General features: G+C 52.3%; 26 protein-coding genes. 19 read left to right on the forward strand and 7 right to left on the reverse strand.

Going from position 1 to position 25,725, the window contains the following annotated elements; genetic code table 11:
* The first annotated feature begins 1 nt into the window (after position 1).
* Complete coding sequence (locus NA197_RS10765) at positions 2 to 1,330, forward strand: MFS transporter (RefSeq protein WP_000948164.1); 1,329 nt, start codon at positions 2 to 4, stop codon at positions 1,328 to 1,330.
* Positions 1,331 to 1,472: 142 nt separating this feature from the next.
* Complete coding sequence (gene uhpT, locus NA197_RS10770; protein WP_000879181.1) at positions 1,473 to 2,864, forward strand: hexose-6-phosphate:phosphate antiporter; 1,392 nt, start codon at positions 1,473 to 1,475, stop codon at positions 2,862 to 2,864.
* Between the two features lie 46 nt (positions 2,865 to 2,910).
* On the opposite strand, the gene NA197_RS10775 is transcribed toward uhpT, so the two are convergent.
* Positions 2,911 to 3,042 (reverse strand): hypothetical protein, encoded by a 132-nt coding sequence (locus tag NA197_RS10775; RefSeq protein ID WP_264371441.1) that lies wholly within the window; start codon positions 3,040 to 3,042, stop codon positions 2,911 to 2,913.
* On the opposite strand from NA197_RS10775, the gene NA197_RS10780 reads away from it, so the two are divergent.
* Complete coding sequence (locus tag NA197_RS10780; RefSeq protein WP_064043366.1) at positions 3,041 to 3,493, forward strand: DUF1198 domain-containing protein; 453 nt, start codon at positions 3,041 to 3,043, stop codon at positions 3,491 to 3,493. The genes NA197_RS10775 and NA197_RS10780 overlap by 2 nt on opposite strands.
* Positions 3,494 to 3,925: 432 nt before the next feature.
* On the opposite strand, the gene NA197_RS10785 is transcribed toward NA197_RS10780, so the two are convergent.
* Both NA197_RS10785 and NA197_RS10790 read right to left on the reverse strand, forming a co-directional pair.
* Positions 3,926 to 4,249, reverse strand: a complete 324-nt coding sequence (locus NA197_RS10785; RefSeq protein WP_064043365.1) for a helix-turn-helix domain-containing protein — start codon at positions 4,247 to 4,249, stop codon at positions 3,926 to 3,928.
* Positions 4,233 to 4,592 carry a type II toxin-antitoxin system RelE/ParE family toxin gene (locus NA197_RS10790; protein ID WP_064043364.1) on the reverse strand — a complete coding sequence of 120 codons (360 nt, stop codon included), beginning with the start codon at positions 4,590 to 4,592 and terminating at the stop codon, positions 4,233 to 4,235. Before NA197_RS10790 ends, NA197_RS10785 begins: the two co-directional genes overlap by 17 nt.
* 214 nt (positions 4,593 to 4,806) lie before the next feature.
* Here NA197_RS10790 and nepI point away from each other — a divergent pair, with 214 nt between their 5' ends.
* The gene (gene nepI / locus NA197_RS10795) at positions 4,807 to 6,000 is read left to right on the forward strand and encodes a purine ribonucleoside efflux pump NepI (RefSeq protein WP_064043363.1); all 1,194 of its coding nucleotides are present in this window, start codon (positions 4,807 to 4,809) and stop codon (positions 5,998 to 6,000) included.
* 59 nt (positions 6,001 to 6,059) lie between these two features.
* Here nepI and NA197_RS10800 read toward each other — a convergent pair whose 3' ends face one another.
* Entirely contained in the window at positions 6,060 to 7,442 is a 1,383-nt protein-coding gene (locus NA197_RS10800; RefSeq protein WP_064043362.1) for a glycoside hydrolase family 1 protein, read from the reverse strand.
* Between the two features lie 105 nt (positions 7,443 to 7,547).
* Entirely contained in the window at positions 7,548 to 7,841 is a 294-nt protein-coding gene (locus NA197_RS10805) for a YicS family protein (RefSeq protein ID WP_000824215.1), read from the reverse strand.
* Between the two features lie 196 nt (positions 7,842 to 8,037).
* Here NA197_RS10805 and dagR point away from each other — a divergent pair, with 196 nt between their 5' ends.
* From dagR to NA197_RS10845, 8 genes are all read left to right on the forward strand, one after another.
* Positions 8,038 to 10,836: a transcriptional regulator DagR gene (gene dagR, locus NA197_RS10810; protein WP_438796688.1), complete on the forward strand. Its 2,799-nt coding sequence runs from the start codon at positions 8,038 to 8,040 to the stop codon at positions 10,834 to 10,836.
* Between the two features lie 218 nt (positions 10,837 to 11,054).
* Positions 11,055 to 11,480, forward strand: coding sequence for a PTS sugar transporter subunit IIA (locus NA197_RS10815; RefSeq protein ID WP_000214106.1), 426 nt, complete (start codon positions 11,055 to 11,057; stop codon positions 11,478 to 11,480).
* A 10-nt stretch (positions 11,481 to 11,490) separates the two neighbouring features.
* Entirely contained in the window at positions 11,491 to 11,976 is a 486-nt protein-coding gene (locus tag NA197_RS10820) for a PTS system mannose/fructose/N-acetylgalactosamine-transporter subunit IIB (protein ID WP_001284295.1), read from the forward strand.
* Positions 11,977 to 12,121: 145 nt separating this feature from the next.
* The gene (locus NA197_RS10825; protein WP_000380259.1) at positions 12,122 to 12,871 is read left to right on the forward strand and encodes a PTS mannose/fructose/sorbose/N-acetylgalactosamine transporter subunit IIC; all 750 of its coding nucleotides are present in this window, start codon (positions 12,122 to 12,124) and stop codon (positions 12,869 to 12,871) included.
* A complete protein-coding gene (locus tag NA197_RS10830) occupies positions 12,868 to 13,728 on the forward strand; it encodes a PTS system mannose/fructose/sorbose family transporter subunit IID (protein WP_001526325.1) in 861 nt (286 codons plus the stop codon). The genes NA197_RS10825 and NA197_RS10830 overlap by 4 nt, the downstream gene beginning before the upstream one ends.
* Before the next feature lie 3 nt (positions 13,729 to 13,731).
* Positions 13,732 to 14,841 (forward strand): D-glucosaminate-6-phosphate ammonia lyase, encoded by a 1,110-nt coding sequence (dgaE, locus tag NA197_RS10835; RefSeq protein WP_064043359.1) that lies wholly within the window; start codon positions 13,732 to 13,734, stop codon positions 14,839 to 14,841.
* Positions 14,828 to 15,571 (forward strand): 2-dehydro-3-deoxy-phosphogluconate aldolase, encoded by a 744-nt coding sequence (gene dagF, locus NA197_RS10840; RefSeq protein ID WP_001186140.1) that lies wholly within the window; start codon positions 14,828 to 14,830, stop codon positions 15,569 to 15,571. The genes dgaE and dagF overlap by 14 nt, the downstream gene beginning before the upstream one ends.
* Before the next feature lie 236 nt (positions 15,572 to 15,807).
* Complete coding sequence (locus NA197_RS10845; RefSeq protein WP_064043358.1) at positions 15,808 to 16,749, forward strand: Rpn family recombination-promoting nuclease/putative transposase; 942 nt, start codon at positions 15,808 to 15,810, stop codon at positions 16,747 to 16,749.
* A 42-nt stretch (positions 16,750 to 16,791) separates the two neighbouring features.
* Here the strand turns inward: NA197_RS10845 and NA197_RS10850 are convergent, their stop codons facing one another.
* Positions 16,792 to 17,694 (reverse strand): EamA family transporter, encoded by a 903-nt coding sequence (locus tag NA197_RS10850; RefSeq protein ID WP_000535970.1) that lies wholly within the window; start codon positions 17,692 to 17,694, stop codon positions 16,792 to 16,794.
* A gap of 505 nt (positions 17,695 to 18,199) precedes the next feature.
* On the opposite strand from NA197_RS10850, the gene NA197_RS10855 reads away from it, so the two are divergent.
* The 5 genes from NA197_RS10855 to cigR all read left to right on the forward strand — a co-directional run bounded on the left by NA197_RS10855 (position 18,200) and on the right by cigR (position 22,635).
* Positions 18,200 to 18,895, forward strand: coding sequence for an MgtC family protein (locus NA197_RS10855; protein WP_000392697.1), 696 nt, complete (start codon positions 18,200 to 18,202; stop codon positions 18,893 to 18,895).
* A 219-nt stretch (positions 18,896 to 19,114) separates the two neighbouring features.
* Positions 19,115 to 21,841 (forward strand): magnesium-translocating P-type ATPase, encoded by a 2,727-nt coding sequence (mgtA, locus tag NA197_RS10860; RefSeq protein WP_061375563.1) that lies wholly within the window; start codon positions 19,115 to 19,117, stop codon positions 21,839 to 21,841.
* Between the two features lie 21 nt (positions 21,842 to 21,862).
* Entirely contained in the window at positions 21,863 to 21,955 is a 93-nt protein-coding gene (gene mgtR, locus NA197_RS10865) for a protein MgtR (RefSeq protein WP_001082117.1), read from the forward strand.
* Positions 21,956 to 21,967: 12 nt separating this feature from the next.
* Positions 21,968 to 22,054: a magnesium transporter protection protein MgtU gene (gene mgtU, locus NA197_RS10870; RefSeq protein WP_252515021.1), complete on the forward strand. Its 87-nt coding sequence runs from the start codon at positions 21,968 to 21,970 to the stop codon at positions 22,052 to 22,054.
* Between the two features lie 101 nt (positions 22,055 to 22,155).
* Positions 22,156 to 22,635 (forward strand): anti-virulence regulatory inner membrane protein CigR, encoded by a 480-nt coding sequence (gene cigR / locus NA197_RS10875; RefSeq protein WP_001065324.1) that lies wholly within the window; start codon positions 22,156 to 22,158, stop codon positions 22,633 to 22,635.
* 228 nt (positions 22,636 to 22,863) lie between these two features.
* Here the strand turns inward: cigR and NA197_RS10880 are convergent, their stop codons facing one another.
* Complete coding sequence (locus tag NA197_RS10880) at positions 22,864 to 23,544, reverse strand: isochorismatase family protein (RefSeq protein WP_000106464.1); 681 nt, start codon at positions 23,542 to 23,544, stop codon at positions 22,864 to 22,866.
* Positions 23,545 to 24,327: 783 nt separating this feature from the next.
* Between NA197_RS10880 and NA197_RS10885 the strand changes: the two genes are divergently transcribed.
* Positions 24,328 to 25,185: a winged helix-turn-helix domain-containing protein gene (locus NA197_RS10885; RefSeq protein ID WP_001278066.1), complete on the forward strand. Its 858-nt coding sequence runs from the start codon at positions 24,328 to 24,330 to the stop codon at positions 25,183 to 25,185.
* Between the two features lie 10 nt (positions 25,186 to 25,195).
* Complete coding sequence (locus tag NA197_RS10890; protein WP_001653911.1) at positions 25,196 to 25,660, forward strand: membrane protein; 465 nt, start codon at positions 25,196 to 25,198, stop codon at positions 25,658 to 25,660.
* The last annotated feature ends 65 nt before the right edge of the window (positions 25,661 to 25,725 follow it).

The raw sequence follows: 25,725 nt of genomic DNA on the forward strand, positions 1-25,725 counted from the left end.
AATGCTTTCGTTTTTAAAAGCCCCGGCCAACGCGCCGCTCATCACCGATAAGCACGAGGTTGACGCCCGCTATCGCTACTGGCGGCGGCATATCCTGATCACCATTTGGTTGGGTTACGCGCTGTTCTATTTCACCCGTAAAAGCTTTAACGCCGCCGCGCCGGAAATCCTTGCCAGCGGCATTCTGTCCCGCAGCGATATCGGCCTGCTGGCGACGCTGTTTTACATCACCTACGGGGTGTCGAAATTTGTCTCCGGCATCGTTAGCGATCGCTCTAACGCTCGCTATTTTATGGGCATCGGGCTGATTGCGACCGGCGTAGTGAATATTCTGTTCGGCTTCTCGACCTCGCTGTGGGCCTTTGCGCTGCTATGGGCATTGAACGCCTTTTTCCAGGGGTTTGGATCGCCGGTTTGCGCCCGTTTGCTGACCGCCTGGTACTCGCGTACCGAGCGCGGCGGCTGGTGGGCGTTATGGAACACCGCGCACAATGTCGGCGGGGCGCTGATCCCTCTCGTTATGGCCGCTGTCGCCCTGCATTATGGCTGGCGCGTCGGGATGATGGTGGCCGGATTGCTTGCCATCGGGGTGGGCATGGTCCTCTGCTGGCGGCTGCGCGACCGTCCGCAGGCGATTGGTTTACCGCCGGTAGGCGACTGGCGGCACGATGCGCTGGAGGTCGCCCAACAGCAAGAGGGCGCGGGGCTAAGTCGCAAAGAAATCCTCGCTAAATATGTGCTGTTGAATCCCTATATCTGGCTGCTTTCGCTGTGTTATGTCTTAGTGTACGTGGTGCGCGCGGCGATCAACGACTGGGGCAACCTGTATATGTCCGAGACGCTGGGCGTGGATTTGGTCACGGCCAACACGGCAGTATCGATGTTTGAGTTGGGTGGATTTATCGGCGCGCTGGTGGCGGGCTGGGGCTCGGACAAACTCTTCAACGGTAACCGCGGACCGATGAATTTAATCTTCGCCGCCGGGATTTTGCTCTCTGTGGGGTCGCTGTGGCTGATGCCGTTCGCCAGCTACGTCATGCAGGCGGCCTGTTTCTTCACCACCGGTTTCTTTGTCTTCGGCCCGCAGATGCTCATTGGCATGGCGGCGGCGGAGTGCTCGCATAAAGAGGCGGCGGGCGCGGCCACCGGCTTTGTCGGCCTGTTCGCCTATCTCGGCGCGTCGCTTTCCGGCTGGCCGTTAGCGAAAGTGCTGGAGATCTGGCACTGGACCGGTTTTTTTGCGGTCATCGCCATCGCGGCGGGGATCTCTGCGCTATTGCTGCTGCCATTTCTGAACGCCCAGGCCCCGCGCGAGACCAGCGAAGCGTGATGCACCTCACCTTTTTGCGCTGAATGGGGCAAAACTAAGAAATTTTCCCGGTTTTGCCTGGACGCTGTCGCAGGCCACTTTTCCTGTGGATTTTTACAATGCCTGCCATTCGCAGGTATAAAAATTAGCTCAGGAGTAATCCATGCTGGCCTTCTTAAACCAGGTGCGCAAGCCGACCCTGGATCTGCCGCTCGATGTGCGGCGTAAAATGTGGTTCAAGCCGTTCATGCAGTCCTATCTGGTGGTTTTTATCGGCTACCTGACCATGTACCTGATCCGCAAAAACTTTAACATCGCGCAGAACGACATGATTTCTACCTACGGGTTGAGCATGACCGAGCTGGGGATGATTGGCCTGGGCTTCTCGATCACCTACGGCGTGGGGAAAACGCTGGTTTCCTACTACGCTGACGGTAAAAATACCAAGCAGTTTCTACCGTTTATGTTGATCCTCTCCGCTATCTGTATGCTCGGCTTCAGCGCCAGCATGGGCGCGGGGTCAACCAGTCTGTTTCTGATGATCGCTTTCTATGCCCTGAGCGGTTTCTTCCAGAGTACCGGCGGATCGTGCAGCTACTCGACCATCACCAAATGGACTCCGCGTCGTAAACGCGGCACCTTTCTCGGCTTCTGGAATATCTCCCACAACCTCGGCGGCGCGGGCGCGGCAGGCGTGGCGCTGTTCGGCGCCAACTACCTGTTCGACGGTCACGTCATCGGCATGTTTATCTTCCCGTCGATTATTGCGCTGATTGTTGGCTTTATCGGTCTGCGTTTTGGCAGCGACTCCCCGGAGTCTTACGGTCTGGGTAAAGCTGAAGAACTGTTCGGCGAAGAGATCAGCGAAGAGGATAAAGAGACTGAAGAAAACGAAATGACCAAGTGGCAGATCTTTGTTGAATATGTGTTGAAAAACAAAGTGATCTGGCTGCTGTGTTTCTCCAATATCTTCCTGTATGTGGTACGTATTGGTATCGACCAGTGGTCAACCGTCTACGCCTTCCAGGAACTGAAACTTTCAAAAGAGGTGGCGATTCAGGGCTTTACCCTGTTCGAAGTGGGCGCGCTGGTCGGCACGTTGCTGTGGGGCTGGCTCTCTGATCTGGCGAACGGTCGTCGTGCGCTGGTAGCCTGTGTGGCGCTGGCGTTAATCATCGCCACCCTCGGCGTCTACCAGCACGCCAGCAACCAGTATGTCTATCTGGCCTCGCTGTTCGCGCTCGGTTTCCTGGTGTTTGGGCCGCAGCTATTAATTGGCGTGGCGGCAGTCGGTTTCGTACCGAAAAAAGCCATCGGCGCTGCGGACGGTATCAAAGGAACCTTCGCTTATCTTATCGGCGATAGCTTTGCCAAGCTGGGTCTGGGCATGATTGCCGACGGCACCCCCGTTTTTGGTCTGACCGGTTGGGCGGGTACCTTCGCCGCGCTGGACGCCGCCGCGATCGGCTGTATCTGCCTGATGGCGATGGTCGCCGTGATGGAAGAGCGCAAGATCCGCCGTGAGAAAAAAATCCAGCAAGTCAATATCGCTTAAATGTGTGCATTTGGTAACGTTTTGCCCGGCTTAACGCCGGGCTTTTTTATGCCTTGCGTTCGTCAAACAGGACATCCAGCGTCTGGCGTAAATAAATCACATTCTGACAGGCCGGAATGTCGACAGCTATAAATTTACCGTTATGATGGGCATCCTGTTTGGTGACGGATGTGCGCATGATTTGGTTGATTCTGGCCACGTTTGTGGTGGTGTTTATTGTGGGTTTTCGGGTGCTGACATCGGATACCCGCCGGGCGATTCGCCGTCTGAGCGAACGTCTGAATATTGATGTAGTGCCGATAGAATCGATGATTGATCAGATGGGTAAAACGGCGGGCGGTGAGTTTTTACAGTATCTGCATCGCCCTGATGAGTCGCATTTGCAAAATGCCGCTCAGGTGTTACTTATCTGGCAAATGGTGATTGTCGATGGCGGCGATCAGAATTTGCAGCGGTGGCATCGCTTGCTGCAAAAAGCGCGTTTAGCCGCGCCGATCACCGACACACAGGTACGGCTGGCGCTGGGCTTTTTGCGCGAAATGGAACCCGATATGCAGGAGATCAACGCGTTTCAACGGCGCTATAACGCCTTTTTTCAGCCGGAAGAGGGTGTCCACTGGCTGCATTGATACTCTTCACTATCTCGTTAACAAAAGACGAGATGAATGAGGCTGGCAAGGGCGGCGAGCCACGATTAACGGCCGGGTGGCGCGATTCATCGTTAGCCAAATAAAGCGTAGCCGCCATCGTATTTGCTAAGGGTGAACCACAGAAGTAACGCACCGAATAACCGCTAACGACGCCAAAACGTCAGAGACTTATAGCTCATCATTTCCGTGACATATATCACGGAAATGTGATCTTGTTTTGAACACTAAAACTGTGACTCCTTGCCATACCTCCTGTCTCAAAATTTCTTATCATAAACTCGAAGTTGTACATGATTGTCTATAGACAACTCTAAATGTTTAGGCGCGCACTATGAAAACATTGTAGTGGCACACTGAATTTGCCCACCCCCAGACATCCGACTTAGCCTTAACAGACCATCGGTAAAACCCTCATACCAGCACCTTTAGCCCGTGTTTTTGGACAACATTAAGTAGTTTCATTGACATCCCGCTGGGACGCTTGGCGCCGCTTTCCCACTTTTGAACCGTTGATACGCTGGTATTCAGGTACCGAGCGAAAACCGACTGGCTAACGTTGAGTTTTTCTCGTAACGCTTTTATTTCAAGTGGCTGCAGGTCTTTGATGCTGCTTAAGCAGGCCGTGTCAAAACTACGCATTGTCTCTTGGGGAATGGCTTCCACGCTAAATAATCCAGATGCCGCGCTATGAATCGCTTCAAAGGCAGGGCTTTTGAATTTAGTTTTTGCTGACATGGCGCACCTCTACCAGTTCTTTATTATTAATGAATGCCGTTATCTGATCTTCGGTCAGGCAAGCATAGTGTTTTGCTAACTCACGGAAACCCGCAAGTTCGCGATAGCTAATGTTGGCCATATCCTGTTTGGCATACAGGAAGGTGTAAAACCAATGTTCGCCTCCCTTTGCCAACACGATTGCGCGATCGCGGTTTTGATTGAGACGTTTTTTATAAACTCCGCCGCCAAGATTATCTGCTTTTCCTTGCAGTACGGCGTTGATGGCCTCGCTTAACGCGTCATCTTTTATCGTGTGGGACTTCGCTTCTCTGTTAAACCACCTGGTTTTGAAGATTCGCATCAGGTTGACATCCTGTAATCTAAAGTATAGCACCAGGTGATACACTATGTCTTACCTTTTGGTTTGCACGCAGCGAGAGAAGATAATTCTCAACGCTCGACCAGCCTCGCAAAATGCAGCGCAACAATGTCAGTTGCTAAAACGTTAATCAGATCACATTTTGTAATGTTACACTGCATGAATTTTCCGCACTAAAACGACGCAGGTGACCACAATGAATGAAAATATCGCAGAAAAATTCCGCGCTGATGGGGTTGCCAGGCCTAACTGGTCAGCCGTTTTTGCCGTGGCGTTTTGTGTCGCCTGCCTGATTACCGTTGAGTTTTTGCCCGTTAGTCTGTTGACGCCGATGGCGCAGGATCTGGGGATCTCCGAGGGCGTCGCCGGTCAGTCGGTCACCGTTACGGCGTTTGTCGCGATGTTTTCCAGCCTGTTCATTACCCAGATTATTCAGGCGACCGACAGGCGTTATATCGTTATTCTGTTCGCCGTTTTGCTGACGGCTTCTTGTCTGATGGTCTCCTTTGCCAACAGCTTTACGCTGCTATTGCTGGGCCGCGCCTGTCTTGGGTTGGCGCTGGGCGGATTCTGGGCGATGTCGGCGTCGCTGACCATGCGACTGGTTCCCGCGCGTACCGTGCCGAAAGCGCTGTCGGTGATTTTTGGCGCGGTTTCCATCGCGTTAGTGATCGCCGCGCCGCTGGGCAGTTTTTTGGGCGGTATTATTGGCTGGCGTAATGTCTTTAACGCCGCTGCGGTGATGGGCGTACTGTGCGTCATCTGGGTGGTGAAATCACTGCCGTCGCTGCCGGGCGAACCTTCTCACCAGAAACAGAATATGTTTAGCCTGTTGCAACGCCCTGGCGTGATGGCCGGGATGATCGCCATCTTTATGTCTTTTGCCGGGCAGTTCGCTTTCTTTACCTATATTCGCCCGGTCTATATGAATCTGGCGGGCTTTGACGTTGATGGTCTGACTCTGGTGTTGCTAAGCTTTGGTATTGCCAGCTTCGTTGGCACTTCTTTCTCCTCTTACGTCCTGAAACGTTCGGTAAAACTGGCGCTGGCCGGTGCGCCGCTGCTACTGGCGCTGAGCGCGCTGACGCTCATTGTGTGGGGAAGCGACAAAACCGTGGCGGCGGCAATAGCGATTATCTGGGGACTGGCGTTTGCGCTGGTGCCGGTGGGATGGTCAACGTGGATCACTCGTTCCCTTGCCGATCAGGCGGAAAAAGCCGGTTCCATCCAGGTCGCGGTGATTCAACTGGCAAATACCTGTGGCGCGGCGGTGGGCGGTTATGCGCTCGACAATTTCGGGCTGCTTTCGCCGCTGGCGCTTTCCGGCTGTCTGATGCTGTTGACGGCGTTAGTCGTGGCGGCGAAAGTCCGTATTACGCCAATGAGTTGATATTGCTGCCATTTGTAGGCCGGATACGACGTTAGTCGTTATCCGGCAATAATAAATGCTTAATCAAAACCGTTATGCTCTGCGGTGGCGGCAAACCATTCTCCGCTTTTTTTCACCGTGCGCGTTTGGGTGGCTAAATCCAGTTGTACAAAACCATAGCGATTTTTATAGCCGTTCAGCCATGACCAGTTATCGATAAAGGTCCACATGTGGTAGCCAAGACAGTGACAGCCCTCGCTAATGCCTTTATGCAGCCATTTAAGATGCTCAGAGATAAAGTCAATCCGGTAATCATCGTGAATCTGTCCCGCTTGCACAAAACGTTGCTCGTTCTCAACGCCCATCCCGTTTTCGGAGATAAAACAGCGCGGATTGCCGTAATGATCCCGCAGGTTGGTGATGATGTCGTAAATTCCTGGCGCGTAAATTTCCCAGCCGCGGTAAGGGTTCATCTTGCGCCCCGGCATGTCGTAATAGTCAAATAACCACTCCGGCATAAACGGCGCTTGCGGATTCACCGCCGTATCACGGCATTTCACGCGGTGCGGCTGATAATAGTTAATCCCCAGTAAATCGATTTTGCCGTCGGCAATAAGCTGACGGTCGCCTGGCTGACAGGCAGGCAACTGGTCATAGGTTTTCAGCAGCGCCACCAAGTCCGCCGGGTATTCTCCCTTTAATACCGGGTCAAGAAAACTGCGGTTGAATAACAGATCCGCATGATGCGCGGCTTGCACATCGGCGGGATGCTGCGAGCGTGGGTAGGACGGCGTCAGATTCAGTACTATGCCGATTTCACCGTCGTAGCGCCCGGCGCGCCAGGCGCGCACGGCGGTCGAGTGCGCCAGCACGGTATGGTACGCCACGGTGGTCGCACGTTTAAAATCCACCACATTGGGATAGTGGAAGTCGTACAAATAGCCGCCTTCCACCGGCACAATCGGCTCGTTAAAGGTAAACCAGTGCTTCACGCGGTCGCCAAACAAGGTAAAACACGTTTGCGCGTACCGACCAAACGCCTCTACGACGTCGCGATTTTCCCAGCCGCCTTTCTCCTGCATGACCATCGGCATATCAAAATGGAACAGCGTAATAAACGGCGTGATGCCCTGCGCCAGTAGCTCGTCGATGACGTGATTGTAGAAGCTCACCGCTTGTGGATTCACCTCGCCGACGCCGTCTGGAATGAGCCGCGCCCAGCTTAGCGAGGTGCGAAAACTGTTGTGTTTTAACTGTTTCAGTAGCGCGATGTCTTGCTTCCAGTGGCGATAGAACGTTGAGGTTTCTGCTGGACCGACGCCCTGATGAAAACGACCCGGCTGGCGCTCGAACCACACATCCCACGTGGTCTGGCTTTTACCGCCATTCAGACTATCCCCTTCGGTTTGCAACGCTGAGCAGGCGCTGCCCCACCAGAAGTTATCGGGAAAACGGTATCGCATTGTCGTACTCCTTGATCGCGTAAATTCGCTCCAGAATACGCGGTTTTAGCGAACAGAAACCGGTTACAGTCCGCATTTTCGCGACCAAAAAGCGGAAAAGCTGTGCTACATCTCCGGGCATTCCACCTTACCGAGAGCCTGCCAGTAGTTATGCTGATTGTTGCGCTCTATCGCGATCATCGCCTCCCGAATATGCTGCTGGTTCCCCTCGCTCGCCATGATTTTTTTCTCCCAGGCTTCATCGGTTAGCGCGCCTTTGGGCGTACACATTTTGCGCAAGTCCTTTAAAATCGTGGTTTTTTCATGCGCCGTCTGAAGCGAGCTAAACGGAGAGTCGGCATACGTGACGCCCGGTAGCGCGACAAGCGCGGCAATAAGCAGAAGCGTTTTTCGTTTCATAAACGGTATCCTTATCGGTTTGCACTTTTTCAAGAGTAAGTGTAGACCGTGCGACGTTCACTCATCGGGGCGTGCTATCCGTTGGCGTTGAAGTCAGGCAAAAGTGGGAAGGCGGTTTCTCGCTGCGCCTTCACTTTCTTGCGTGGCAGAATAGTGTATGTTCTGACTACTCTTTTATTTCGTAAGCGGTAGTGTAATGAGACGTATTGAGATCGTACTGGGAGAGCTGGAACGGCTGACGCGCGGGCTATGTCTTGCCGATTTGGCGCAGGAGACGGCGTTTACGGCGGAGGCGATAGGTTTCAATCTTGGGCTGGCGCGTAACTCCGTCAGCAAAGATCTCAATCAGTTATGGAATGACGGCCTGGCAATCAAAAGCCGTGGTCGCCCGGTCTATTTTCTGCATCGCCAGGCACTGGAAACGTTGCTGGGACGACAGCTGGAAGAGTCTGAACGCGAAGTGCGGTCGGTGGCGGATGTGCTGCCGCATGAAGAGCATTACGCGCCCGACGATCCGTTTACCAGCCTGATTGGTTACGATCGCAGCCTGCGCGATGCGGTAGAAAAAGGCCGTGCGGCGGTGCTCTATCCGCACGGTTTACACGTTCTGCTTACCGGGCCGTCCGGCGTCGGTAAAACCTTTTTTGCGGAACTGATGCACCGTTTCGCCTGTGAACAGGCGAGCGGCGCTATCCCGCCGCTGGTCTACTTTAACTGCGCGGAATACGCCCATAACCCGGAACTGCTCTCCTCGCATCTATTTGGTCATCGGCAGGGGGCGTTTACCGGCGCGAATGAACATAAAACAGGCCTTGTGGAGCAGGCGGACGGTGGTTATCTGCTGTTGGACGAGGTGCACCGTCTGTCTTATGAAGGGCAGGAAAAGCTGTTCTCTATTCTGGATAAAGGCGAGTACCGTCCGCTCGGCGTGAGCAGCCAGCCGCGATCAATTTCGGTACGCCTGATTTGCGCCACTACCGAACCGGTCGGGTCGGCGCTGTTACGTACTTTCCAGCGGCGTATTCAGGTATGCATTGATTTGCCGGGCATTCGCCAGCGCTCCGTTGAAGAACAGATCGAACTGATCGTGGGGTTCTTACAGCGGGAAAGCCGCAAAATAGAACGTACGGTCAGCATTGATAAACCGTTGTTGCTCTGGTTGCTGAATAAACCCCTGGAAGGCAATATCGGTCAGCTAAAAAGCGATATTCAGTTTCTCTGCGCTCAGGCGTGGGCATCGGGAATGACCGAGCATAACGACACGCTACAGCTGGATAAGCGGCTGGCGGAGATGTCGATTAACCCGACGCCGGAACAGCGTCTATTGGTGGATACTCTGTTTGAGGGTAAAGCGCGGCTAAATATAGACGCGCGCACGCTGCCCGCATTGAAGACGTCGCTGGCGACCGGGGCGGAAATTGAAGAGAGCGACCTCTTTTACAGCTTCCTGACGCGCGAATATGTTAATTTGCGCAACAGTAACGTCCCCCCGGCGGAGACGCTGGCGATCCTGAAAAATAAACTCAGCTCGATTTTTGAATACGGTCTCTACAGCCGCGACAGCGTGGCGCATCCGCCGCGCTATGGCGACCAGATTGAAGAGCGCGTGACGCTGCTGATAGGCTGCGTAGAGCAGGTGTTGGGTTTTTCGCTGCCGGAAAATCTGGTTAACCCACTGCGTAAACACTTCCTGGCGCTGATAGGCTACGTGCAGCGCGGCCTGATCCCGCAGCTTTACTCTTCCAGTTTGATCCTGGATCGCTGCAAAGACGAATATGACAACGCCGCGCTGCTGTGTCGGAAAATCAACGAACTGCTGCATATTCAGTGTCCGGCGACGGAAGTGGTCTGGCTATGCCTGTTCCTGAAAGAGTGCCGCCATTATCGTCAGCGTATCGATGCCAGCCCCGACTGCGGGGTTATTTTAATCGCCCACGGCGCGACCACCGTCACCAGTCAGGCGCAATATGTCAACCGCGTGCTGGAGCGCGAGCTGTTCAGCGCCATCGACATGCCGTTTGAACAGTCGGTGCATGACACGCTGGAAACGCTGACCCAAATGATTCAAACCCGCCAATATCGGCGGCTTATCCTGTTGGTGGACATCGGTTCATTAATCCATTTCGGCAGTACGATCAGTAAGTTATTCCAGATAGATGTTTTGCTCATGCCGAACATCACGCTGACCAGTCTGCTGGAAGTCGGGCTGGATTTAAGCTATGAAACCAGCGATTTACCACAGTTGACGGCGCTCCTGCAGAGTAAAAATATCCCCTGCCAGCTTTGTACGCCGCAGCAGGAGAACGGTGGCAAAGTGCTGGTCATCTCCTGTATTACCGGCATGGGAACGGCGGAAAAAATCAAAAAGGTGCTGGAGGAGAGCTTTGGCGAACTGATGTCGCAGGACACCAGGATGGTGATCCTTGATTATAACGAGGTACGCAGTCTGGAGCGCGTTCAGCAGGCATTGAATGCCAGCGAGCGGCTGGCGGGGATTGTCGGCACTTTCCAGCCGGGGCTGCCGGATATTCCGTTTATTTCGCTGGAAGAGCTTTTCTCCGAACAAGGGCCGGAACTGGTGTTGAGCCTGTTAACGCCCGATCTGTCCAACGCTGAACGCCGTCTGGAGATGGAGCGCAGCGCCATGCGCTTTATCAGCGCGCTAACGATGGAGAGCATCATCAACCATATTTCTGTGCTTAACCCGCAGCGTATTCTGAAAGAGATGGAGGGCGTTTTTAACCATCTGACGTCTTCGCTTTCCCTGAAACCAAGCCGCCAGGTGACACTGCGCTTCCTGATCCACTGCTGCTGTATGGTAGAGCGTATTGTGATTAACCGAAAACCGTTACAGATGGCGCTGGAAAGTCAGCCGAATCTGGACGCGCGCGCGTTTAGTGTCATCAAATCCGCTTTTCTGCCGATCGAAGACGCCTACGCCATCCGTTTATCGGATGCGGAATATTTTTATATCTACGAACTGCTCTATAGCTAATCCTTTTACTGGCGGGGCTTCGCGCCTCGCCAGACCTTTCTTCTTCCTCGCGTGACACAAATTCTGGCACAACCTTTGCTCTTCTGATGATGCGTTATGCCGGATAGCGGCGTAAACGCCTTATCCGGCCTACCGGGAGTGTCCTGTAGGTCCGGTAAGCGCAGTGCCACCGGGCAATATATGCCGGTGTTCTCATGTAATTGCGCCAGGAGGCCATTTTGACTACCACACAACCGTTGCCCCACATCCTGCTGCTGACGCATGGCGGCTGGGGACAACCGCTTTGCAACAGCCTGCGTATGGTCACGGGCGAAATTAAAGGCGTGACGGAAATCGCGCTAATGCCTGTCGATACGCTGGGCGAGTTTTATCAACGCGTCGAGGCCGTGGTGAAAACGCTGCCGGAAGGCTCGCTGATCCTGACGGATTTTGTCGGCGGCACGACGTCCAACGTCGCGGCGCGGCTAAGCGCCGATTATCCGGTGGCGGTGATTGCCGGATTGAATGCGTCGCTACTGCTGGAGGCGCTGGACAGGCGCGAACAAGGGATGCTAACCGCCTGCGTGGATGAGTTAGTTGAGGCCGGGCGCAGTAGCTGCCTGGATGTGGTCGCCCATGTACGTCAGCTACAACAATCACTCTAAGGAAAACATCATGGCCAATATCGTTTTATGCCGCATCGACAGCCGTCTCATTCATGGACAGGTTGTCACGAAGTGGGTCGGACAATCTCAGGCGAACCGGATAGCCGTTGTGAGTGATGAACTGGACGCCGATCCGTTTATGAAAAATATCTACCTGATGGCGGCGCCGCCAAATATCAAAGTGGATTGCTTCGGCAACCAGAGTTTTGCCGCTGCATGGAAAGAAAATCAGCTTGGCGACGGTAACGTGCTGGTGCTTTTTCCCTCACTGGCGGCGGTGCAGGACGCCATACAATTGGGCTTTGACGTCACCCGCATTCAGGTTGGCGGTCTCGGCGGCGGGCCAAACCGCAAGGCGGTTTTTCAGAATATTACGCTGGATGAAAAAGACGTCGGCATTCTTAACGACCTGAAAAACCGTGGCGTTCAGGTATTTTTCCAGACCATTCCGGAAGATAAGCCGCAGCCGCTCGACGATATCCTGAAAAAATTCTAACCCTTTAATAGACACAAAATCATTCTGGATGCATCGAGGCGGCAACTGAGTGAATCCCCTGGAGCTTACTAAAGTAAGTGACTGGGGTGAGCGAAGGCAGCCAACAAAGAGGCAGCCTGAAGGATGAAGTGTATAGGATAACACTATGGATACCTTACTCTTTGCAAGCCTGATGGGGTTGTATTACTGGTTTGCCCGTTTACGCCTCGGCTACACCTTCTCCGCGATGCTGTTACAACCGGTGGTGATCGCGGTATTTGTCGGGCTTTTGCTTGGCAATATGCAGACCGCGATGATCATCGGCGCAGGGATGCAGCTCGTTTATTTGGGCGTGACCTCAACGCCGGGCGGCAACGTGCCGTCGGACCCGGCGCTGGCGGCCTGTATCTCCATTCCTATCGCGGTGAAGGCCGGTATGGACCCAAACCTGGCGATCGCGCTGGCAATCCCGTTTGGCGTGATTGGCGTGTTTCTCGATCAGCTTAGGCGCACGCTGAACGCCGCCTGGGTGCATATGGCGGATAAACACGCGGAAACGGCAAACATGGCGGGCATCATGCGTTGCGCCTTTCTTTACCCGGCATTGCTGGGGCTGGTGCTGCGCTTCCCGGTGGTCTTTGCCGCTAACTACTTTGGCCAGGATGTGGTGGAAAGTTTCCTTAAACTGATGCCGCACTGGTTAACCCACTCCTTTGAAATCATGGGCGGCATTCTGCCGGCGCTGGGCTTTGCCATCACCATTATGGTGATCGGTAAAAAGAGCCTGTTGCCGTGGTTTATCGGCGGGTTCTTCGCGGTGTTATACCTCAAGGTCGACATCATGGCGATGGCCATCTTCGGCACCTGTGTCGCCTTCCTGATTAAAGGCCTGGCGAAAAATGAAGGAGCAGCATGATGAGCAGTGACGTAATGCAACATGAACTGGTTGAGCGCGCGCGGGAAAGCGGGGCGCTGACCAAAGCAGATATCACCAAAGCCTGGTTTATCTACTGGCTGGGCGCCGAGGTTTCCAGCTCCTATGAGCGCTTACAAAGCCTGATTTTCTGCGCCTCGATGACGCCGATCATCAAAAAACTTTACCCACAAAAAGAGGAGCAGGTAGAAGCGCTAAAACGCCACCTTAACTTCTTTAACTCCGAGCAGACTTTCGGCGCGGTGATTCAGGGCATCTCTATTGCCATGGAAGAACAAAAAACGCGCGGCGAGCCGATTAACGACTCGTCTATCACCGGCATTAAAACTGGCCTGATGGGGCCGCTTGCCGGGATGGGCGACTCGATTATCTGGGCGGCGGTGATGCCGCTGTTGATAGCGATCTTTATTCCGTTCGCGGCAAATGGCAGCGCGATGGGCGGTATTATCCCGCTGATTCTTTACCCGGCGATCACCCTGGCGATCAGCTACGGTATGGTCCACAAGGGATATACGCTGGGGCGTGATTCGATTATCGGCCTGCTGCAAGGGGGGCGAATCAAAGAACTGATCTACGGGGCCAACGTGCTGGGTTTGATCATGATGGGCGCGCTTTCCGCCAGCTACGTCAAAATCACCACGCCGTTAAAAATTAGCGCCTTGAAAGGATCTGAAGTGGTGGTTCAGCAGATCCTCGACTCTATCGCGCCGGGCTTACTGCCACTGGCGGCGGTATTCGCCATCTACTTCTATCTGGTAAAAAAAGGGCCGCGCTACACCACCATTTTGCTGTCGATTGTCGCACTGAGCATAGTCTGTTCATTGTTGGGAGTGCTGTAAATCATGACGCCGAATATCTATCAACAACTGGGGTTGAAAAAGGTCATTAACGCCTGCGGCAAAATGACCATTCTGGGCGTCTCAAGCGTCGCGCCGGAGGTCATGCAGGCCACCGCGCGCGCGGCTTCCGCTTTCGTCGAGATTGACGCGCTGGTGGAAAAAACCGGCGAACTGGTATCGCGCTATACGGGTGCTGAAGATAGCTATATCACCTCGTGCGCCTCGGCGGGTATTGCCATTGCCGTCGCTGCCGCTATCACCCACGGCGATCGGGCGCGCGTCGCCCTGATGCCGGACAGTACCGGTATGGCCAATGAGGTAGTGATGCTGCGCGGGCATAATGTGGACTACGGCGCGCCAGTCACCAGCGCCATTCGTCTTGGCGGCGGGCGCATAGTGGAAGTGGGGTCGAGCAATCTGGCGGCCTGCTGGCAACTGGAAAGCGCCATTAATGAAAAGACCGCCGCGCTACTGTATGTGAAATCACACCATTGCGTACAGAAAGGCATGTTGAGCATTGACGATTTTGTACAGGTGGCGCAGGCCAACCACCTGCCGTTGATTGTCGATGCCGCGGCGGAAGAGGATTTGCGCGGCTGGGTGGCGAGCGGCGCGGATATGGTTATCTATAGCGGCGCGAAAGCCTTTAATGCGCCAACCTCCGGCTTTATCACTGGTAAGAAAACGTGGATTGCCGCCTGCAAAGCGCAGCACCAGGGGATTGCCAGGGCAATGAAAATCGGCAAGGAAAACATGGTTGGGCTGGTGTATGCGCTGGAGAATTACCACCAGGGCCAGACGACCGTGACCGCAGCACAGTTACAGCCGGTCGCGGAAGCGATTTCCGCCATCCATGGGCTTTATGCCGATATCGAACAGGATGAGGCCGGGCGTGCAATCTGGCGTATTCGTGTGCGGGTGAACGCATCTGAATTGGGGCTGAACGCGCATGACGTCGAAGCGCAGTTGCGCGGCGGCGAGATAGCGATTTACGCCCGTAAATACCAGCTTCATCAGGGGGTTTTTAGCCTCGACCCGCGAACGGTCGCCGAAGGGGAAATGGCATTGATTGTGGCGCGACTCAGGGAGATTGCAGAACATGCAGCAGATTAATTTTTATCGTCAGCGGGTAGCGATTAACGTGCTGGCAAAGGATATCGCCAACGCGAAGGCTATCTATGAAGCCGCCGAAGGCCATGCGGTCATCGGCGTACTTTCCGCGCAGTTCGCTACGGTAGAAGAGGGCGTGCCGGAGGTGAAACGCTGGATGGCGGAGGTGCCGTCTATCTCGGTGGGACTGGGCGCAGGCGACCCGGCGCAGTACTACAAAGCGGCGATGATTGCCGCCCATACTCACCCGGCCCATGTCAACCAGACCTTTACCGGCAGCGGCTTCGCAGCGGGCGCACTGGCGGCGACAGGCGGCGAGCAAACACATATTAACGCCCTGGTCAGCCCGACGGGAACGCCTGGCGAGGTGTTGATTTCTACCGGCGTCAGCAGCAGCCAGGGAACGCCAGCCCGCGTTTCCTGTGAAGCGGCGGTACGCATGATGCAGGATATGGGCGCACATGCGGCGAAGTTTTTCCCGATGGGCGGCGAAAAGTCGTTACCGGAACTCTATGCGCTGGCGACAACCGCCGCCCGCCACGGCATGACGCTCATCGAGCCGACCGGCGGTATCTCACTGGATAATTTCGGTATTATCCTGCAAACCTGCCTGGAAGCAGGCGTGCCGCGCGTCATGCCGCATGTTTACAGCTCGATTATCGATCCGCAAACCGGCAATACGCGCCCCGAAGACGTCATTCGGTTGATGGAGATAGTCAAAGCGCTGGTGTGAGATTTATCGCCGAAGAGCGCTACGTTTACCTGGCCTACAGATGACGTGTATTTGTAGGCCCGGTTAGCGTTACGCTACCGGGCGATAATGCGTAGCAGGCTGGGCAAAAAATGTACGTATTGCAGCCGTCAGTGATTCTCTTTCGAGCCTCCTCGCAGGGTTAAATTTTCCTGAATGCTGTCTGTATTTTTGGCGAGTACAGTGGCGTCATCTTATTCCTCAGGTGACGGATCGCCATGAAAAAAAGCCCCACGTCCACGCCTCATGATGCGGTATTCAAAACGTTTTTACGCCATCCGGATACCGCGCGGGATTTTCTCAATATTCATCTTCCCCATTCGCTAAGAATACGTTGCGATCTGACGACGTTAAAACTGGCGCCGGACAGTTTTATCGAGAAAAATTTACGCGCGTTTTATTCCGACGTCCTTTGGTCGCTAAAAACGTGTGAAGGCGACGGTTATATCTATGTCGTTATAGAGCATCAGAGTACGCCGGACGCGCATATGGCGTTCCGGTTAATGCGTTACGCGACTGCCGCGATGCAGCGCCATCTGGATGCTGGCCATAAAACGTTACCGCTGGTGATTCCCATGCTGTTTTACCATGGCGCGAAAAGCCCGTATCCCTTTTCGCTGTGCTGGCTGGATGAGTTTGACGATCCTGCACTGGCGCGTCAGCTTTATGCGACGGCATTTCCACTGGTAGACATTACGGTGGTGCCGGATAACGAGATTATGCAGCATCGACGTATCGCGATGCTGGAGCTGGTACAAAAGCATATACGTCAGCGCGACCTGATGGGATTGGCCGAGCGCTTAGCGGTACTTCTGATTACGGGAAACGCTAATGACAGTCAGCTAAAAGCGCTGTTTAATTATTTGCTAATACAGCATGGCAGCACGCCTCGTTTTGGCAAGTTTATCCGCGAGGTGGCGCGCCGTGTTCCCCAACACAAGGAGAGATTAATGACGATCGTAGACAGAATACGTGAATCGGGGCGCAGAAAAGGTAAGCGTGAAGGCGTGCAACAAGGCATACAGCAAGGTATACATCAAGGTAAGCAGGAGGAAGCCTTGCGTATTGCGCATACGATGCTGGAACAGGGGATCGATCGGCAGATGGTGCTGATGATTACCGGGCTTTCTGACGAAGAGATTAAGGCAAAGCGCCATTAAACTTTTCCCTTTTCCGCCCGGTCATCGTGATTATCAACGGCGTTAAGCGGCCCGCGCGCGTCGACGGGAATCGAGGGAGATCAGAATCACTGACGAGAGAATGAGCAGCGTGCCCAGCCAGTCCGGCAAGGTAAAACTAATCCCCAACAGCAGTAGCGACAGCAGGGCGCTGCTTAACGGTTCCGCGCAGCTTAAAATGCTGGCTTTGGGGCCACCAATCAGTTGCGCGCCTTTCAAATACAGGCTGAACGTCAGCGACGTACCGATCACCACCAGGTAGAAAAAGGCCAGAATCAGGCTGCCGCTCACCGCAAAGTGCGTTCCTTCTTTAGCGTAGAAGGGCAGCAGAATAAGGCCGCCAAAGGACATACTCCAGCCGACCACTGGCAGTGTGCCGTATTGGGCGATTAGCCTGGAAGGCCAGGTCGTATAAAAGGCTGCGGCAAATGCGGAGGCGATACCCCAGAACAGCGCGCCTGAAGAGATCGACAGCGATGTTGGATTGCCGTGAGTCACCAGTAAAAAGGTGCCGATAAGCGATGTAAGAATGGCGGTTAAGACCAGAATGCCTGGTCGTGTTCTTCGCGCTAATGCAAACCACGCTACAATAATGGTCGGCGATAAAAATTGCAGCACTGTCGCGGTGGCGGCATTGGATTTTTCAATCGTGAGCAGGAAGGTTAGCTGAACGGTGAGCGCGCCCACCACGGAGAAAATCAGCAGACTCAGTGCATCTTTGCGGTTTTTAAGAATCGAAAATATCTTATCGCCGTGCATAAAGGAGAAGGTCACCAGTATCAGCCCGGCGAATAACAAACGTATCATCGTCAGGAACTGTGACGACATACGGCTTTGCTCCATGATGTACTGCGCGCAAACGCCTGAACTCCCCCACAATACGGCGGCAATCAGGACGTTTAGCATCCCTTTTCTGGTGGAACCCATTTTTTCCTCGTCATGTTGTTTTATTTTTTTACGTGCAGGCATCATAACAGAGCTATCGCCGGTATTAAGCAGGAATTTATTGTTTAATGATTTCAGACGAGCCTGTTATTGACATAATATTGTCATTTTTTTGTCATAGAAAATATCAAACAAACTTAAACAAATCGTCACTATCCCCGCCTTTGCACTTTACAGAACATATTGACTGACTATAATAAGCGCAAATTCATGCAGGAGTAATATGTTGGACAGTCACTTTTACGTAAATCATCTGGCAAGTTAACGCACGCTATTCCTGCGCTGCTTGCCGAACCGGTGGGCAGCAATCTCCCCTTGTGACGATTGTCATCCCAATAATGTTACAACACGCGCATTGTCGCGAGGTAATCGTCATGTTCATGTTTAAACACGCTTTATTTCCTCCGCCGTTAACACGACGCTAATTGCCTCAGGGCAGAAATTTGTCGTGTGCTAAATATAGCACGTACTTATTCTTCCAGAAAAAATGGAGGAACGTATGTTAATGTTTCCTTATATTTTGAATTTACTGGCCGCTATGCTGTTGGGCGCGCTGATTGGCGCGGAAAGACAATGGCGTCAACGTATGGCGGGATTACGCACTAATGCGCTGGTGGCGACAGGCGCCGCCGTTTTTATTCTGAGCTCCATGACGACATCGCCAGACAGCCCCGGGAGAATTGCGGCGCAGATTGTCTCTGGTATTGGCTTTCTGGGGGCGGGCGTCATCATGCGCGAAGGGATGAATGTGCGCGGACTGAACACTGCGGCAACGCTATGGTGTTCGGCGGGCATCGGCGTGTTATGCGGCTTAGGGCAGTTCAAAAATGCGCTGGCGGCGACGATCATTATTCTTTGTGCCAATATTTTACTGCGTGAAGCGGCGCAGCGTATAAATCAACTCCCGGTATCCGCCGAGGCAGAAAAACGTTATATCCTGAAAGTAACCTGTAATAAAGAAGATGAGAGCGCGGTTCGTCAGTGGTTACTGAATATCGTAAAAGAGGCCGCGATCTGTTTACAAGGGTTAGGTTCGGTCCCCGCTCAGGAACAGGGCTATAAAGAAATTCGTGCCGAGCTCGTGGGTCATGCTGATTATCGTAAAACGCGAGAACTGATTATATCCAGAATAGGTGATAACGATAATATCACCGCAATTCACTGGAGCATTGATAGTCAATAATAGTTTTTTATTCAATTGCAACATTACGCCAGGCGTATAAGGAGGGAATGATGGATATTCCCGAGTCGATAAAATAAAACCCACTCAAAATAGTGAGTAAGCAATAACCTTTTTTATGCATAGATAATTCTCCCGGGGCATTCACCTTGAAATCGTGAGTTTGCTATTCCCCGGGCGTGATATGCAGGAAACACTACACCTTAATTTTGGGGATTCATCATGACTGACATGAACATTGAAAACCGGAAACTCAATCGCCCGGCGTCAGAAAATGATAAGCAGCATAAAAAAGTATTTCCGATCGAAGCGGAAGCTTTTCATAGCCCGGAGGAGACACTGGCGCGGCTGAACAGCCATCGTCAGGGCCTCACGATAGAAGAGGCCAGCGAACGGTTGAAAGTGTATGGGCGCAATGAAGTGGCGCATGAGCAAGTTCCTCCGGCGCTGATTCAGCTTCTGCAGGCATTCAATAACCCGTTTATTTACGTTCTGATGGCACTGGCAGGGGTTAGTTTCATCACGGATTACTGGCTCCCGTTACGCCGTGGCGAAGAGACCGATCTCACCGGCGTGCTGATTATTCTGACGATGGTCAGTTTGAGCGGGTTATTGCGTTTCTGGCAGGAGTTTCGCACTAACAAAGCAGCCCAGGCGCTGAAAAAGATGGTGCGCACCACCGCCACGGTGTTGCGTCGTGGGCCGGGCAATATAGGCGCGGTGCAGGAAGAGATTCCCATTGAAGAACTGGTGCCGGGCGATGTGGTTTTTCTGGCCGCAGGCGATCTGGTGCCCGCCGACGTCCGTCTGCTGGCGTCGCGCGATCTCTTTATCAGCCAGTCAATTCTTAGTGGTGAATCATTACCCGTAGAAAAATACGATGTTATGGCTGATGTGGCAGGTAAAGACAGCGAGCAATTGCCTGACAAAGATAAAAGCCTGTTAGATTTGGGCAATATCTGTCTGATGGGAACCAATGTAACCAGCGGCAGAGCGCAAGCGGTCGTGGTTGCGACGGGAAGCCGTACCTGGTTCGGCTCGCTGGCGAAATCCATTGTGGGTACGCGTACCCAGACGGCTTTCGATCGGGGAGTCAACAGCGTGAGCTGGCTGTTGATACGCTTTATGCTGATCATGGTGCCGGTTGTCCTGCTGATCAATGGTTTCAGTAAGGGAGACTGGGTAGAGGCTTCGCTGTTCGCGCTGGCGGTTGCGGTGGGGTTGACGCCGGAAATGTTGCCCATGATTGTCAGTTCCAACCTGGCAAAAGGCGCGATTGCGATGTCGCGGCGCAAAGTGATCGTCAAACGCCTGAACGCTATTCAAAACTTCGGCGCGATGGATGTGCTGTGTACAGATAAAACCGGCACCTTAACCCAGGACAATATTTTTCTGGAGCATCATCTGGATGTGAGCGGTGTAAAAAGCAGCCGGGTATTGATGCTGGCCTGGCTGAATAGTAGCAGCCAGAGCGGCGCCCGGAATGTGATGGATCGCGCCATACTGCGTTTTGGCGAGGGCCGCATCGCGCCATCGACAAAAGCGCGCTTCATTAAACGCGATGAACTGCCATTCGACTTTGTACGTCGCCGGGTATCGGTCCTGGTGGAGGATGCGCAGCATGGAGACAGATGTCTGATCTGTAAAGGCGCTGTTGAAGAGATGATGATGGTAGCCACCCATCTTCGCGAAGGCGATCGTGTGGTGGCGCTGACGGAAACACGCCGCGAGCTACTGCTGGCGAAAACCGAAGATTACAATGCGCAGGGATTCCGTGTATTGCTGATAGCGACACGTAAGCTGGATGGTTCCGGGAACAATCCGACATTAAGTGTGGAGGATGAGAACGAACTTACCATCGAAGGGATGCTCACTTTTCTCGATCCGCCGAAAGAGAGCGCCGGAAAAGCTATTGCCGCGTTGCGGGATAACGGCGTGGCGGTCAAAGTCCTCACCGGCGATAATCCGGTCGTGACGGCGCGTATCTGTCTGGAAGTGGGTATTGATACGCACGATATCCTGACCGGAACCCAGGTTGAGGCGATGTCAGATGCCGAACTGGCGGCTGAGGTGGAGAAACGCGCAGTATTCGCCCGGCTGACGCCGTTACAAAAAACGCGTATTTTACAAGCGCTACAGAAAAATGGTCATACCGTTGGTTTTCTTGGGGATGGGATCAACGACGCGCCCGCGCTTCGTGATGCGGATGTGGGGATTTCCGTCGATAGCGCCGCCGATATTGCTAAAGAGTCATCAGATATTATTCTGCTGGAAAAAGATCTCATGGTGCTTGAGGAAGGCGTTATCAAAGGGCGGGAAACCTTTGGCAATATCATTAAATATCTGAATATGACCGCCAGCTCTAATTTCGGCAATGTTTTTTCGGTACTGGTAGCCAGCGCGTTTATTCCGTTTCTGCCGATGCTGGCGATTCATCTGTTGATCCAGAATTTGATGTACGATATTTCGCAGTTGTCGTTGCCGTGGGACAAAATGGATAAAGAGTTCCTGCGTAAGCCGCGGAAATGGGACGCGAAAAATATTGGTCGTTTTATGCTATGGATTGGCCCAACGTCTTCTATTTTCGATATCACAACCTTTGCGTTGATGTGGTACGTCTTTGCGGCTAATAATGTAGAGGCGCAGGCGCTCTTTCAGTCCGGCTGGTTTATTGAGGGTCTGCTCTCGCAGACACTGGTCGTGCATATGCTAAGGACGCAGAAAATACCGTTTATCCAAAGTCGGGCGACGTTGCCGGTATTATTGACGACCGGCTTGATTATGGCGATAGGCATTTATATTCCATTCTCACCTCTGGGCGCGATGGTTGGACTGGAGCCGCTGCCGCTGAGCTACTTCCCGTGGTTGGTGGCGACATTATTGAGCTACTGTCTGGTGGCGCAAGGCATGAAGCGCTTTTATATCAAACGCTTTGGCCAGTGGTTTTAATAATGTTTGAGGATCGCCCAGATGAATCGCTCACCCGATAAAATCATCGCGCTGATATTTTTACTGATTAGCCTGTTGGTGTTGTGTTTAGCCCTCTGGCAAATCGTTTTCTAACGAGGTGACGCCATGCAAAAAAGAGGGTTGGACAAAATTTTTTATCAGGTTGTCCTGATAGCAATCATCCTGATTTTACTGACTATCTGGATACGATAAGCTGCTGTTGGCGAGCCCCGCTTAAAATAAGAATCGATGTAGTTGTTCTTTTTATGGCGGGGCGCTATTTTCATGGTATCCCACATCAGAAGGGCAATATCATGAATAATCGTCGTGGTTTAACCGCCGTCCTGGCGACGTTGATTACGTTTTCCCTGAGCGCTACGCCTGTGCTGGCGAATCCGGGAAATGGCAATGGCGGCGGACATGGTAATAACGCGGCTAATCAGGGTAATAACGGTAACGGACATAAAGGAAATGCCGGGCAAAAAACGGAACACCGTAAAAATGGCGGTAAACCGGATCACGTCGAGTCGGACATTAGCTACGCTGTCGCCAGGCAACTGGCAGTGAATTTAGGGCTGACGGGTTATCAGTCTTTACCACCGGGGATTGCGAAAAATCTGGCGAGAGGAAAACCGCTGCCGCCGGGAATCGCTAAAAAAACGGTGCCGGCGTCTATGCTGGGACAATTACCTTATTATCCGGGCTATGAGTGGAAAATCGTTGGGGATAATCTGGTGCTGATCGCACTCAGTACTGCGGTGGTCACGGCGATTATTAATGGCGTATTTGATTAAGAGCCTATCCCACCAGGCGTTATTGGCGCAGCCAGTTTGGACACGGACAGCGCGCAAAAACCGGAGCGTACACGTAGTACGTGAGGTTTGACTCGCTACGCTCGCCCTTCGGGCCGCCGCTAGCGGCGTTCAAAACGCTAACGCGTTTTGGCGAGCACTGCCCAGGTCCAAAATGGCAAGTAAAATAGCCCCATTAAATGGGGCTATTTAGCCTCTTCAGGGCGTTATTTATGCGCGTTGAGAATCCAGCAGTTCATTATTTTTTACTACTTCCTGCGCTTTGGTATAACTTTCAATCAGTAGCTGATAGGCCGGGAATATTTTGGTATATACATCCGCCCATTCTGCGGCATCTTCCCGATTCCAGGTACGTTGCAGCTCAGAGGCTACCGCCGCGGTATCCATTGGTACTACGCCCGCCTGCACCACGCGGGCCATCGTAATTTCCTGCGCCATTTTACTGTACGTACCGGAGGCATCAATTACCGCAAATACCTTGTACCCTTCCGCGACGGCGCTGATGGCTGGAAAAGCCATGCAGACACTGGTAATAGTACCGGCGACGATCAGCGTTTTACGGCCTGTCGCTTTTACCGCTTGTACAAAATCGGCATTATCCCAGGCATTAATTTCCCCTTTACGCGCGACATATTGCGCGTGGGGCGCATTCGCATGGATTTCCGGAATCAGCGGACCATTCGGTCCCTGTGGTACGGATGCGGTAGTAATGACCGGCATATTGCATAAGGTAGCGATCTTAGCCAGCGCCGCGGCGCGCGCGCGTAATTCCGGCATCGGCATGTCGCCGACGGTCTGAAACAGGCCACTTTGGTGATCAATCAGCAGCATTACTGCGTCGTTAGCATCAATGGCAGGGCGTTGACCGTTAAAATTCGCGGGTGTAGACATAATTCATTCCTTGTTGTTGCCTTTCACTGATAGTCACTATCAGTGTTAAAGTCATTAATCGCCGGGGCGATTTCCGTTTTTAAGCTGATGACAGTAATCCGTTGCCGATTCTGGATTAACCTGTTGAGTTCTTTCTGAAGGAATATTCATCGGCATCACCTTCAGTCGATTTACTTTCACGCGAATTTGTTATCACAACAATATTCATATTATGAATAAATGTTTCTATTTTACATGTCAGAGAGGATTATTGATTGAAAAAACAAACTATGCCCCTACAAATTGTTTCTGATAGATAGTTTTAAAATTATTTGGTATAAACTTGAAATATGTTGGTTAAGGATTAACTTATTTATATTTAAATAACATAAAGCACAGCTTAAATATTAAGTGGGAAGCGTGCTTTTATTAAGTATGGCTACTGTAACTCTTAATAAATTGGAAACTATCCCTATATAACGAGTGCTGCTTTTTGGGATATTACAAGCCATTATAGGAACACATTGAATAAAACCTTGTCTTTCATGTGGGGTAGATTATCAGGATATTTTTTCTCATGATTTATATATAAGATATTAAAGCGTAGTGGCACAGTAAATTTGGCCACTTGATTAAAGGTGATATTCTCACCTCAATACAAAACAGGAGACTTAACGAACAAGAAAACCAAACGTACTTTCACCCCTGAGTCTGCTATAATGAGAAACGCGGTGTCTACGCTTACCTGTTAATGTCTTATGCCTCTCGCTCTTCTATATGATCGGTATGCGCAGGGGACAATCCATGTCCTGCTACGCAGCCACAGCATCAGACTATACTCAGTGGTGTCTATTAACCCTCTCCAACTACGTTATGTTTTGGCATGGTAACAATGCGATGTTATGGATAATTAACGATAATATTGAATTTAATCCAGAAATGAATCGCCTGGCGTCATTATCGAGGCCAGATCTCAACATTATTCTGACAACGCCCGCCAGCCGCTGCTTGCGCCTTCTGCTGGAAAACGCCCCCTCCGTCGTCTCACAACAAACATTCTTTCAAAAAGTGTGGGAAGAAGACGGCATGGTGGTGTCGGCAAATACGCTTTATCAGAATATCTCCATTATTCGCCGCGGATTACGTACCGTTGGCGAAAATGAAGATACGCTGATAATCACGGTTCCGCGTAGAGGCTTTCAGATTGAGCCTGGCGTGAGCCTCATGACCATCCGCAAAGACTTCGCTCAGACAATAGAAAAAAAGGGTGAGACGCCGCCGCGTACGTCAGGGCGTTGGTTTAAACATTATGTACCTGTACTTTGGATGACCGGGACATTTGCTGTCGGTATTTTGCTTGGCACCATAAGCTGGCAAACCGTTCCTGATAAGGATTTTTATGATCGCTACACGCTGGTTGAAACAACTCAGGGCTGTCATTTTTTCTCGCGGAATGAAGATATCGAAAGCGGTAGCCGCTTTGCAAGCTATAAGTCAATGATTCTAAAAACCGGTATGGATTGTCAGAAATACCCATGGGTCTATTTCCCTTCCAGCAGTCGCACCCCAGCGGTTACGGCATTGATTTGTCAGCAACCTTATAAAACGCGCGGTGATACAGGCTGCGTGACGCTTTTTTTCCGCGGGGTGACACATGGGTAAAAAGGCACTGATGTTAGCCTGCCTGACGCTACTGTGTCTGGGAGTAGGGCTTGGGCATCTTTTTCATTTGTATACGGAAAAGAACCGGGATCCAGAGAAATGTACGGCGCCTGTGATTGTGTTTTATAACAACACTCAGGCTAACCTGACGCTGGACTTTATGTATTCGCTGAAAAAACGCACTGGGGTGGTTTCCATCAGCGGAACATATTACGTCGATAATAAAATGAGCGGCGTGATCCGCCGTGATGTTTCCTATGTATGGAGTGAAAATAAAGACAGCACCCATTTTATATCGACGGATATCAACAAAGTCACGCGTGACGAAACACTGTCCGATGCGGTTATCGAGACGGTTTTACCCGACTTTTATGTCTACCCAGGGAAAAGTATCAGTTACACCATCCTGACTCAGGGCCATCGTGGTTTTATGTTCACTATCGGGAAACGCCCAATATTTTTCTGTACGCATTAAGCTTTTTTGGGAGCCGTTCATGAAACCTATCAGCCAAATGAAAGCGTTTCCGGGTAAAAGCCGCT

It is taken from the genome of Salmonella sp. NW884 (genome assembly GCF_051700745.1).
Classification (GTDB): Bacteria; Pseudomonadota; Gammaproteobacteria; order Enterobacterales; family Enterobacteriaceae; genus Salmonella; species Salmonella enterica.